The following is a 12,203-nucleotide window of genomic DNA, read 5'->3' as shown; positions in this document are numbered from 1 at the left end:
ATAGTAATTGGTTTTTACACAACAAAACCAAATAATTTTTTGATTTCAGTAAGAGTTTTAGCAGCAGTAATTCTAGCTTTATCCGCTCCTTCATGTAGTGTGCTTACTAGATAATCTTGGTTTTTCATTAACTCTGTATATTTAGTATTAATGGGAGTTAGAGTTGTGATGATAATATCAGCTAGATCATCCTTAAATTTAGCAAAACCGGTATTTTGGTATTGATTAACTATTGTGTCAACATTACTACCAGATAAACTGCAATAAATGTTAATTAAATTGCTGATTTCCGGTCTATTCTGAGGATCATAACTAATCTCAGCTAAATGATCGGTTTTAGCTTTTTTAATTTTTTGGTAAATTTGATCTCGACTATCATTTAAATTAATACGAGATAAATCAGATGGATCAGACTTACTCATTTTTTTACGACCATCTTTTAAGCTCATTATTCTTGATGAGCCTTGAATTAATGGTTCTGGTAATTTTAGGATGTCTTGATTGAATTTTCTGTTGATAATAGCCGCAATATCTCTAGTAAGCTCTAAATGCTGTTTTTGATCATCGCCAACGGGTACTATATCAGCATTATATAATAATATATCAGCCGCCATCAATACTGGGTAAGACAATAATCCTAAACCAGCACTCTCTTGGTCTTTTCCTGCTTTGTCTTTAAACTGAGTCATCCGTTTAAGCCAACCAAGCGGAGTAACGCAATTTAATATCCAAGCAAGTTCAGTATGCTCTTTTACCATACTTTGGGCAAATATAGTGGTTTTTTCCGGCAAAAGTCCTGTTGCTATATATGTAGCAACAGTTTGCAATATGGAAGAATTTAGCTCTATAGGTGAACGATCTATAGTAATAGCATGCAAATCGGCTAAAAAGAATAAGCAGTTATACTCATCTTGGAGCTTAGACCAATTGACAATTGCCCCGAGATAGTTTCCTAAATGCAGAGTCCCGGTCACTTGACATCCGGATAGAGCTGTTTTTTTCATTTAATTTTCCCGAATAATTACTAATTATATCTATATGTAGACGCAATTTTATGCTATTGTACCCATTAATTATTAACAACTAAGATTAACCAACTATGTTTTGGCGTTTAAGAGTATTAACATTTTATGCATTACTTGCTATATTTACCATTACATTCTTCCTTATATGTTACATACCCGTAACATTTTTTAATGTCAACTATTATATACGTTACAGGATTGGAGTTATTTTCTCCTATGTATTTATTTGGCTGGCTAGAATCTTTTGTGGTTTAAAATACCAAGTTTCTGGTCTAGATAAATTGCCTTCATTTCCTTCTATAGTATTGTCTAATCACCAATCATGCTGGGAACAAATATTTGTACAATTAATTATACCTGAACATTCTTGGGTATTAAAAAAAGAGTTATTTAATATCCCATTATTCGGTTGGGGATTGGAAATGGTTAAGCCAATTGCCGTAGATCGTAATGCCAATATTTCAGTTGGTCAAATTTTAAGAGAAGGACAAGAAAAGATAAAAAGTGGTTTATGGTTGGTTATTTTCCCTGAATCTACTAGATTCAAACCAGAACAAAATGCTAAATTTAAACCCAGTGCAGCAAAATTAGCCTCACTAGCAAAAGTACCTATCGTGATGATGGCTCACAATGCAGGGGTATACTGGCCAAAGGGTTTTTGGATTAAGAAACCAGGGGTAATCCAAGTAAAGATTATTGATGTTATCCCGATAGAGGAAATAGAGCAATCTGATGTTCGAGAATTGACAAGTAAGATAGAACAGGTAATCAATACTGAAAAGCAAGTATTATTTGAACAAGCTTTGTGAAGCAATAAATTTAATCTAGACAAATATTAATGCCTTGGATAGAATTAAATAGTACTATTTAATCATGGCAGTTTAAAGTTGAAAAAACCGAAGTAGTTTTAGGTGGATATGTGCTTCAAACGTCATTGCGAGGAAATTGCTTCGGCGGTACTTCATATCTTCGTAGCTCATGACGTTGGATGTCTTAATAATTACTTACTTCAGCTTCAAGGTGCGATTTTTAAACTACCCTGCTATTTAATAGTATCAAAACCATTAAAAATAGGTATATCATGAAAGAAAAATTAACATTCAATCTTAGATATCTACGTGAGAATCAGGATACTCAGTACCCAGAACAATCTCTTGAAAAAGGGAAATGTAATAATTATAATTTACGTAATAATGTAAGAAATCCAGAAATACCAGATGCAACATTTAAAAAAGATCAGTCTGTTCCCTATACTGTTCATAATTACACAGTATCACCAACTGTTGAGGCAGCTTTTAATGCTTATGAGACAAATGGCACCTCTACTCATTTTCTTATAGATAAAGAGGGGGTAACATTTAAATTGGTGCCTGTGACCTGTAGGGCTTACCATGCAGGAGTTGGTGGGTTACACTATCTAAGTAAGTGGAATCCTCACTTGCCGGAGAACATTTTAAAGAATGATATGAATAGTTTTTCGGTAGGAATTAATTATGTAAATACTGGATTAGAAGATTATCCCGAGCCACAGATAAGGGCTGGAATTGAGTTGCAAGAATGGTTAACAACTAACACACATTCTAATCCAAAAATGTTATTGGCTCATAGTGATTGGACTTCTGGAAGGAAAATAGGACCTGGACCGTATTTTCCATGGCAAACATTCGCCAAGGCAGAAGAAAAAGGGTTTTCTCATAATTTTGGTGTATATTGCTTTAAGGAAAGGAAAGAAAATCCGGAGGTAATAGTTTCTTATAAAGACGAGAGTAAGCAAGATAAAGATACAATTGAAAATATACAAAAGCAACTTGAGGAGTTAGGATATAAAGTACTAAATAATGAAGGTACGAATCTAGGAAAGCTAGATGATCAAACTATTAATGCTATGTTATCGATGAAACTGCATTATCGAGGACAGGATATTGTAAATGATCCAAATCAAAAGATTTTGTGGGAAAACTTGTGGCATAATAATACCAAAGAAAATAAAGAGGCTCTTGGTGGTATATGGGACGAAAATGACTCAATGGTACTTGGAGATGTGTTAAATCAGTACTCGGAAAATTGATCGCTTCAAATTTTTGTAATAAACCACACAAAACAACTAACTAGCCTCTATAAATATCACAGAGGCTAGTTGAGTTAGTTTGGTTTTAATTAAAATACTTACGCTCCTTAGTTACAACTTCATCTTCATTAGAGGAGGCTGTTTTGTTATTTTGCCATTTCTTTGCATATTCGCGTTTATTACCATTATTATCGCTGTTATCTTTATAAGACTCAGATTTTTGATTAGTTGTAACGTCCCGAGTAATTTCAGCATCGATATTTTTTATGGTTAATTTAGCTTTGCCTTTATTGTCGAAACCAATAAGTTTAACTTTTACTATATCCCCATGTTTTAAAACACTAGATACAGATTCAATACGTTCCTTTGAGATTTCACTAATATGGATGAATCCATCACGATTACCTAAATAATTGATAAATGCTCCAGAGTCTAATATTTTAACAACAGTTCCATTGAATATGCCGCCTATTTCAGGATCAAAAGCAATTGACTTAATTTTTTCGACAGCCATATCTAGCTTCTCTTTGCCTACAGCCGAAACAGTTACATTGCCATCGTCGCTTATGTCAATTTTAGCCGATGTCATATCACAAATTTCGCGTATTACTTTGCCACCCGGTCCTATGACGTCTCTAATTTTATCTTTATCAATTTTAAAACTTTGAATACAAGGCGCATACTGGCTAATATGGTTATTGGTTTTATTAATAGTCTTATCCATTTCTTGTAAAATATGAACAAGACCAAGCTTTGCTTGAACTAAAACATGCTTCATTATTTCAAACGTTACTCCAGATATTTTTATATCCATTTGTAATGCGGTTATGCCGTGTGTACCACCAGCTACTTTAAAATCCATATCTCCAAGATGATCTTCATCCCCCATAATATCGGATAATACTACAAACTTATCACCTTCTTTTATCAAACCCATAGCAATACCTGCTATAGGAGTTTTGATCGGTACTCCAGCATCCATTAGAGCCATTGAACTACCACAAATAGTAGCCATAGATGATGAACCATTACAAGAGGTAATTTCTGACACTACTCTAATAGAATAAGGGAATTGTTCTTTAGTTGGCAGCATGCGGTTAATGGCTCTCCATGCTAGTTTGCCATGACCTATCTCTCTGCGACCAGGAGCTCTTACTGGGGTTGCTTCGCCTACTGAATAAGGAGGGAAAATATAGTTAAGCATAAAACGCTCTTTATATTCCCCGTCTAAACTATCAACAATTTGTTCATCTTGACCAGTACCTAGTGTTGTAACTACTAAACTTTGTGTTTCTCCTCTAGTAAACAAGCTTGAACCATGTGTTTTTGGCAACAAAGCCACTTCACAAGCTATGTTTCTTATATCTTCCGGTTTTCTACCATCGATACGAATATTACTCTTTAATACGTTTTGCCGTAATATTTCTGATTCTACTTCTTTAAGAGCGAACTCAATCTGAGCATTAGTAAGATTATTATTAGCAATATCTTCGGCAAAATGTCGCTTAATTATATCAGAAACATGCTTTACCGCTAAGACCCTTTCTTGTTTTGATTTGATAGAAAAAGCATGCTGAATATCTTCTGATGCGATGCTTCTAATTTGTTCCTTTAAGCTAGTAGGGAATAACTCGGTAAGCTGTAATTTAGGTTTCCCAGCAATATTTACTAAGTCATTAATCAATTCAATTACAGGCTGTAACGCCTTGTGACCAAACTCAATAGCTTCCAACATTTTTTCTTCGGACAATAGATCGGCTTCAGACTCAACCATCATAACTGACGTCTTAGTGCCTGCCACTACTAAGTCTAATTTACTATCCTTTAATTGGCTAAATGAAGGGTTTAATATGAATTGATCATTTATCAAACCAACTCTGCTAGCTGCTACTATATCTTGATAGGGTGCATTAGACAAAGCCAATGCAGCCGATGCTCCAATAATTGCTAATATATCCGTATTACATTCAGGATCGTATGAAAGAACAGTACAAATTACTTGTGTTTCATTAAGAAAGGCTGGGTGGAATAATGGTCTAATCGGTCTATCGATCAAGCGTGAGACTAATACTTCTTTTGCTGACCCTTTACCTTCTCTTTTAAAAAATCCTCCAGGTATTTTACCAGCAGCAAATGCCATTTCTTTGTAGTGTACAGTAAGAGGAAAGAATCCTATCCCTTCTTTTACTTCTTTGCTACTCACGGCAGTACATAATAAAACACTTCCTCCCATTTTTACCATAACTGCTCCATCAGCTTGACGAGCAATTTTACCAGTAGTTAATTCTAGTCGTTTCCCACCTAATTCTATCGTTTTTGTTATTTCTTCAAACATTCTTATTCCTTATTTAATGAACAAAAAACCCGGCTAAAATTTTGATTTTTTAACCGGGCTTTATTTTACTTTCTTATTCCTAGTTTATTAATCAACGACAAATATCTGCTTAGACTTTGCTTCTTGATATAATCCAACAATCGACGCCTACGACCAACTAACATCAATAATCCTCTTCTCGAAGAATAATCTTTGTAATTAGTTTTAAAATGCCCTGTTAAGTTATTGATTCTTTCAGTTAGAATTGCACATTGCACTTCACTAGAACCAGTATCGTTTTCTTTAGTAGCATATTCTGTAATTAATTGCTGCTTACGCTGTGCTGTAATCGACATCATTAATCTCCACGTTTATTTTTATTAGGTTAAATACTCGGAAAGAATTAAAGCAATTTTCACTCAAGCTACCAATTGCTAAGAGAGAGTCATGATACCGAATCCAAATTAATTCAATATTTTCAGGATAATCAAAATAGCATTTCTGACCATGAATGATTTTCTTAGCTTGGTCAGTAGTAGCATCAAGCACCAGGATGTCGTCCAGTACTGCTTCAATCTTTATAGCTTTTTCTGCAAGAAACTGTTTCATTTCTTGCTTTTGTATATCAAGTTCTGTTAATTTAATAGCATTGCATGCTGCAAATATTCCAACTTTAGTACGCTGTAATTCTACCACAAATCCTAAACTTTGCAAGGATAAAGTAATATCTTCTGCTAGAGTCCTTACATAAGTCCCTTTAGAGCATTCAACCTTATAGGTAGCTTGATTATTTTGGTGATTGAAATTAAGACATTCTAAATTATATATTTCAATATTTCGAGGAGTTAATTCTACTACCAAATCTTCTCGTGCTAACTTATAAGATCTAATACCGTTAACTTTTATAGCAGAAAAGGCAGGAGGACGTTGTTTTATTGTACCTATGAATTTTTTACATATATTATGGCAATCAATTGAAGTAGGAATATTATCAGTAACCTTTATTATTTTTCCTGAAGCATCTGCTGTATCAGTTTGCCTACCAAACTGTACCGTAAAAATGTAAGTTTTCTTTGCATCTACTAGAACTCGTACTAGTTTTGTTGCTTCACCAATTGCCAAAGGTAATACACCTTCAGCTTCAACATCCAAAGTCCCACAATGACCAACTTTAGCCCCTAAAAGGTTTTTCTTAATGATAGAAACAAGCTTTGCTGAGCTTATGCCTTTAGGTTTATAAATATTAAGCCAGCAATTATTAAGGTAAAACGTCATTTGTTCGGTTATTTACGAATATTGTTAGCATAAGAGTAGTTTAAATCTTAGCATAATCCTATCCTATGAAAAAAACACTGTTTTTCTTACAAAAAAGCACTTTGTATATCAAAATATATATTGTATATATAGAATGTTATGATAAAATAGAAATGATAGGCTAACTATATATTAAACGTAAACTTAAAGATATTTGCAATATGTATCTTTGTTTTTTTTATTAGCAAAGCTTTTGGTAGCTTATCATATGAGGTTTATCATTTTCCTAAGGATAAGAAGCTTAGAATTAAGTTGGAATTTACTTCTCCTAATTCAAATCAAACAGAATTATATATTCCTCATCAAGTTTGGGGACATGATTTGTCTAATCAAATAAAAAATATTCATGTAGAAAATGGCGTTTTTATAAAAAATGCTAATAAAATAACACATAAACCCAATCAAAAGATTATTGTATGGTATGATATATTGAATACTCAAGAAAAACTTGGATCAAGCTATTATACTTACATAATCGACCAAGGATTTTATTTTTTATATAAGTTTGCCTTAATATGCCCCAAATTATATACAAACGACGAAAGTATAGATGTAGATATTAAATTTGCTAGTCATAATGATGTATTTACTAATTTTGGTAATATTGCTGCTAATAAAATACAAAAGCTTAATCTTACTGCAGATAACTTAATTTCAAAGGGATTTGCTATATCTGGAAACCATAGTATCTTACAAAATGTAAATTATAAGGGTAACAACATAATATTTTTTAGTATAGATACCAAATCACAGGAAAGCTTAACAAAACTTTTGTATGAAATAATAAATGCTCAAGAGAGATTCTTTGAAACAAAGAATAATGATAATTTGTTTGTATTCATAAATAACCATAGAAAACATAATAGTTTCTATGGTACTTTAATTGGCGGTAATACTGTTCTGTATCTATTACCTGAGAAGTTTAATGTAAATGATTTTAATATTAAGCACCTACTGGCACATGAAAATTTGCATAAGTGGATAGGCAATACTCTGATAAAGGAAAAAGAGGAAACACTATATAAGTGGTTTACAGAAGGATTTACACAGTATTTTACTGACAAGATTAATTTAACTAATGGAATTGTAACATTTGAAGAATATTTAGGGAACTATAACAAGATTTTACAAAAATATTATACCTCTCCTTACTTATTATTTGATAATGAAACTATATCAAAATTATATTGGGATAATGCTCTAGCTAGCGAGTTACCATATGACAGAGGCTATATAATAGCATCTGTACTAGATCTAAAAATACAAAATCTAACTAATACTCAGTTTAGTTTGGATAATCTTATAAAAACAATAGTGGCAAATCATACTCATAGTAAAAAAGAGAAATTCACTACCACAATTATGATGCAATATATTAACAATATTACCAAAAATAACTTGAAACGTACAGTTAATAAATTTGTAAAATATGGTAATTTTGATTTAAGTAATTTCTTAAATAACTCAAAATTACATTATAAAAAAATTGCCATAAATGATTATGGGTTTGATATTACAAATTTTCAGAAGATAGTTAGCAACTTAAAAAAGGATAGTACAGCATATAAAGCTGGGCTACGTAATAATGATAAATTCAAGAAAATTCATATTTCACAAGAAAATCAAGAAGCTATAGCGGAAATAACCATTGAACTAATTAATGGAAGATTAATAAAATATTATGCTAAAAAGAAATTAATAAAAATTCCTGAATATACCAGTATTTATAAGTAGGCAGGATTATCAAAAGCTAAAAAACAGAAACTTGATTTTAATGAATTCTTATTGAGCGGTACAAAATTTGATCAACTAGAAATCAAGAGAGTGAGGGAAGAAACTTGGGAGACTTGAGTTATGAGATATCTTCTAGTACAGGGCATTTAAACATTGCAGCTTATCTAGCCATATTATATAATAATTATCTTAAAAATTGTTTCGGTATTTATGAACAAATGGATCTATTATTTTGGTACTAACGGTGGGGAAGGCAATGCTCAAATGAAGGACGTACTTGGTAGTAAAGGAGCTGGTCTTGCTGAAATGTCTAACTTAAATTTACCTATTCCCGATGGTTTTACTATTACTACAGAGCTTTGTAATTATTTTTACAAAAATAATTACAATTTGCCTGAAAATTTTAATAAGGATTTAGCGGTAGCTGTTAAAAATTTAGAAAATACTACTGGTAAAATTTTTGGGGATCATAAAAATCCACTACTACTATCCGTCCGTTCAGGTTCAAGAGCCTCTATGCCCGGCATGATGGATACTATACTTAATCTTGGGTATAATGATCAAGTTTGCGATGTGCTATCCAGTACTGGAAATGAAATTTTTGCTTTTGACAGCTACCGAAGATTCTTAGAAATGTACGGATCAACAGTATTATCCGTTTCAAACGGATTATTTAAGAATGCATTTGAAATGCATAAGAGCAAATGTAATATTTATCAAGAGAACGAAATTACTGGGGATTTCCTAAGAATAATAGTTGAAGAGTTTAAAAAGATAATCTTTAATCATTGTGGTGAATCGTTTTTTGATCCATATACACAACTAGAAGAATCAATAAAAGCCGTATTAAAATCTTGGACAAGTGATAGAGCAATAACTTATAGAAAGCTACATAATATACCCAATGATTGGGGTACAGCGATTAATGTACAGTCAATGGTTTTTGGTAATCAAAACAATAATTCTGCAACAGGAGTAGTATTTTCACGTTGCCCTGCAACTGGTGAAAATAAGCTTTTTGGTGAATATCTAGTAAACGCCCAAGGTGAAGATGTAGTGTCAGGGACAAGAACCCCAAGCCCTATTATGTCAAACGATCATATTCCTGATTGCTCAATGCAAACAGTTATGCCACAAATATTTGATCAATTACAGAAAATTTGTAAGAAGTTAGAACTACATTACTTGGATATACAAGATATAGAATTCACCGTGGAAAACGGTAAGTTCTATGTCTTGCAAACACGTACTGCTAAAAGAACAGCTTTAGCCAGTATTAAAATTGCCACGGATATGGTACAAGAAGGACTGATTACTAAACAACAAGCAATAATGCGTGTAGATCCGGAATCTCTAACTCAGCTTTTGCACACGGCTATTGATTATAGCAATACTCTAAGCCCCATTGCTAAAGGACTGCCAGCATCTCCTGGGGCTGCCACTGGTATAGTAGTTTTTTCTCCATATGATGCCGAGAAAATGTCGCATCACCATAAAGTAATTTTGGTACGCCATGATACTAGTCCTGAAGATATAAATGGTATGTATGTTTCAGCCGGTATTCTTACAGCTAGAGGCGGAATGACATCACATGCGGCTGTAGTCGCTAGAGGATTAGGAAAACCATGTGTTTGCGGGGCAAGTGATGTGGTAATAGATGAAAAAAAACAGCTCTTTAAAATAGGGGAAACTATCATTAATTATGGTGACTTAATAACTATAGATGGTGGAACAGGAAAAATTTTTTTAGGGGAAGTAACACTTATTCAGCCTAGTTTTACTAAGGAATTTCAAACAATTTTAGATTGGGCAGATGAATTTGCTACTTTAAAAGTTAGAGCCAATGCTGAAACTATTTTAGACGCTGGTGTTTCCATGAAATTTGGGGCGTGTGGAATTGGACTATGTAGAACAGAACATATGTTTTTTGACCCTGATAAAATTCCATTAGTACGAGAAATGATAATTGCTCCTGATATAGAACGGAGAAAACATGCGATAAATAAATTATTGCCCTTGCAAATTCGAGATTTTAAGGCATTATTTCGAATTATGCATAGTAAAGCCGTAAATATAAGACTGCTTGACCCTCCTTTACATGAATTTTTGCCAACAACAGAGATTGATAAAAGAAACTTAGCAGATGTTATGAATCTACCTTTAGCTGTTGTGGAACAACGTTTGCACGCATTATATGAAGTGAATCCCATGCTTGGACATAGAGGATGTCGCCTAGGTATTTCTTATCCTGAGATTTATCAAATGCAAATAATGGCAATTTTTACTGCTATCAGAGAATTGCAAATTGAAGAAAATATAAATATTGTTCTAGAGTTAATGATTCCTTTAATCAGTGACGTTAATGAGCTAAAAGCTTTAAAGATACATATACAAGATGTGATCATTGACATGGAGAATACTAACCAATGTAAGTTTGATTTTACTCTTGGTACTATGATCGAGCTACCAAGAGCTGCTTTAAAAGCTGGAGAAATTGCCAAGCAGGTAGATTACTTTAGCTTTGGTACCAACGATTTAACACAAACAACTTACGGCATTTCTAGAGATGATGTAGCGTCATTTTTTCCAGACTATTTGGAAAAAAAAATCTTTGCATTTGATCCTTTTAGTAAATTGGATGAGGAAGGGGTTGGTGAGTTAATAGAAATTGCTATAAAACGTGGGCTAAAAAACAACCCTACATTAAAACTTGGCGTATGCGGAGAACATGCGGGCAATCCTGATTCTATAGAGTTTTTTCATAAAATTGGTTTGCATTATATATCCTGTTCACCATACCGCATTCCTATAGCTAGGATTGCCGCAGCTCAAGCGGAAATAAAGAAATGTGGGTAAAAATATCCCGGTAAATCTATATTAATTATTATTTCTTTACCAAATATTTTCTCCGGTAAGATTATTCTTTTGGCATGTAATAACATTTCCTTGGATAAAGCCATGGCTTCTTGAGTACCATATTTTGTGTCACCTATTATGGGACAACCCAGCATTTTCGCATGAAATCGAAGTTGATGCATTCTGCCAGTAAGAGGAGTGAACTCAACTAGAGTCAAACCATTATTTAAGTTTTTCAGCAATTTATAGCAAGTTATGGCTAATTTGCCATGTTCTTCATCATTTTGTACAGTCTCATACGCCCCTCCCCTATTCTTCCCTATCATACCACTAATTTCTCCTTCATGTTGCGGAAGGTTACCTAAAACTACTGCAATATAGGTTTTCTGAATATTCTTTTCCTTAAAGGCTTTCACTAATTTTATACTACTCACATAATTTTTAGCGATTAGTAATATACCTGAAGTATCTTTATCTAACCTATGTACTAGTTTTAAATCTGCCCCTTGGCTATTTAAATATTGTAGTGCATCATCTATAGATAGGCTTATTTTACTACCGCCTTGGGTTGCAAGACCTACTGGCTTATTAATTGCTATAAGCCACTCATCCTGATAAACTAGGTAATCCTTCATTAACTTACCAGCTAGTATAACTGTCGAACTCGAAAAAACCCTATCAGACACTTTTTGAGGTTCTAAATTTAAACTATCCTCTATAAAAATTTGATCCCCAGCCTTTATTCGCAAATTTGCCGCTACCTTACAAGAATTAACCATTATCTGTTTAAACCTTAAGGCACGCTCAACCATCCCTTGGGTAAGGCTAGGATATAATTTCTTCAAGTAACGATCCAACCTACAAGGTAGTTCTATATCTACATTTAATATTG

At 33.1% G+C, this 12,203-nt stretch carries 9 protein-coding genes; 4 read left to right on the top strand and 5 right to left on the bottom strand.

The annotated features are described in order from the left end of the window. Positions 1–14: 14 nt before the first annotated feature. A complete protein-coding gene (trpS, locus tag AAHM80_RS00815; RefSeq protein ID WP_342259999.1) occupies positions 15–1,004 on the bottom strand; it encodes a tryptophan--tRNA ligase in 990 nt (329 codons plus the stop codon). A 95-nt stretch (positions 1,005–1,099) separates the two neighbouring features. Between trpS and AAHM80_RS00810 the strand changes: the two genes are divergently transcribed. Next, a complete protein-coding gene (locus AAHM80_RS00810) occupies positions 1,100–1,834 on the top strand; it encodes a lysophospholipid acyltransferase family protein (RefSeq protein ID WP_342259998.1) in 735 nt (244 codons plus the stop codon). Positions 1,835–2,106: 272 nt separating this feature from the next. Next, a complete protein-coding gene (locus AAHM80_RS00805) occupies positions 2,107–3,093 on the top strand; it encodes an N-acetylmuramoyl-L-alanine amidase (protein WP_342259997.1) in 987 nt (328 codons plus the stop codon). 85 nt (positions 3,094–3,178) lie between these two features. On the opposite strand, the gene pnp is transcribed toward AAHM80_RS00805, so the two are convergent. The 3 genes from pnp to truB form a co-directional block, all read right to left on the bottom strand. Beyond that, on the bottom strand, positions 3,179–5,428 hold the full coding sequence (pnp, locus tag AAHM80_RS00800) for a polyribonucleotide nucleotidyltransferase (protein ID WP_342259996.1): 2,250 nt from the start codon (positions 5,426–5,428) through the stop codon (positions 3,179–3,181). Positions 5,429–5,493: 65 nt separating this feature from the next. After that, complete coding sequence (rpsO, locus tag AAHM80_RS00795; protein ID WP_342259995.1) at positions 5,494–5,763, bottom strand: 30S ribosomal protein S15; 270 nt, start codon at positions 5,761–5,763, stop codon at positions 5,494–5,496. After that, complete coding sequence (gene truB / locus AAHM80_RS00790) at positions 5,741–6,682, bottom strand: tRNA pseudouridine(55) synthase TruB (RefSeq protein WP_341747983.1); 942 nt, start codon at positions 6,680–6,682, stop codon at positions 5,741–5,743. The genes rpsO and truB overlap by 23 nt, the downstream gene beginning before the upstream one ends. A 291-nt stretch (positions 6,683–6,973) precedes the next feature. Here truB and AAHM80_RS00785 point away from each other — a divergent pair, with 291 nt between their 5' ends. Together AAHM80_RS00785 and ppdK are read left to right on the top strand one after the other, a co-directional pair. Further along, positions 6,974–8,455, top strand: a complete 1,482-nt coding sequence (locus tag AAHM80_RS00785; protein WP_342259994.1) for a hypothetical protein — start codon at positions 6,974–6,976, stop codon at positions 8,453–8,455. A 210-nt stretch (positions 8,456–8,665) separates the two neighbouring features. Next, the gene (gene ppdK / locus AAHM80_RS00780; RefSeq protein ID WP_342259993.1) at positions 8,666–11,311 is read left to right on the top strand and encodes a pyruvate, phosphate dikinase; all 2,646 of its coding nucleotides are present in this window, start codon (positions 8,666–8,668) and stop codon (positions 11,309–11,311) included. Here ppdK and AAHM80_RS00775 read toward each other — a convergent pair. After that, complete coding sequence (locus AAHM80_RS00775) at positions 11,284–12,201, bottom strand: RluA family pseudouridine synthase (protein ID WP_410521536.1); 918 nt, start codon at positions 12,199–12,201, stop codon at positions 11,284–11,286. The genes ppdK and AAHM80_RS00775 overlap by 28 nt on opposite strands. Positions 12,202–12,203 lie beyond the last annotated feature (2 nt).

The sequence above is a fragment of the Candidatus Tisiphia endosymbiont of Metellina segmentata genome (assembly GCF_964030715.1).
In the GTDB taxonomy this organism is placed as follows: Bacteria; Pseudomonadota; Alphaproteobacteria; order Rickettsiales; family Rickettsiaceae; genus Tisiphia.
The sequence above is the reverse complement of the archived record's forward strand: the minus strand, read 5'-3'. Positions and strand labels throughout refer to the sequence as shown.

Bases quoted from the DNA above. Each gene is read 5' to 3' on its own strand.
- ppdK (WP_342259993.1), top strand. From the start codon at position 8,666: ATGAACAAATGGATCTATTATTTTGGTACTAACGGTGGGGAAGGCAAT.
- rpsO (WP_342259995.1), bottom strand. From the start codon at position 5,763: ATGTCGATTACAGCACAGCGTAAGCAGCAATTAATTACAGAATATGCT.
- truB (WP_341747983.1), bottom strand. From the start codon at position 6,682: ATGACGTTTTACCTTAATAATTGCTGGCTTAATATTTATAAACCTAAA.
- trpS (WP_342259999.1), bottom strand. From the start codon at position 1,004: ATGAAAAAAACAGCTCTATCCGGATGTCAAGTGACCGGGACTCTGCAT.
- pnp (WP_342259996.1), bottom strand. From the start codon at position 5,428: ATGTTTGAAGAAATAACAAAAACGATAGAATTAGGTGGGAAACGACTA.
- AAHM80_RS00810 (WP_342259998.1), top strand. From the start codon at position 1,100: ATGTTTTGGCGTTTAAGAGTATTAACATTTTATGCATTACTTGCTATA.
- AAHM80_RS00805 (WP_342259997.1), top strand. From the start codon at position 2,107: ATGAAAGAAAAATTAACATTCAATCTTAGATATCTACGTGAGAATCAG.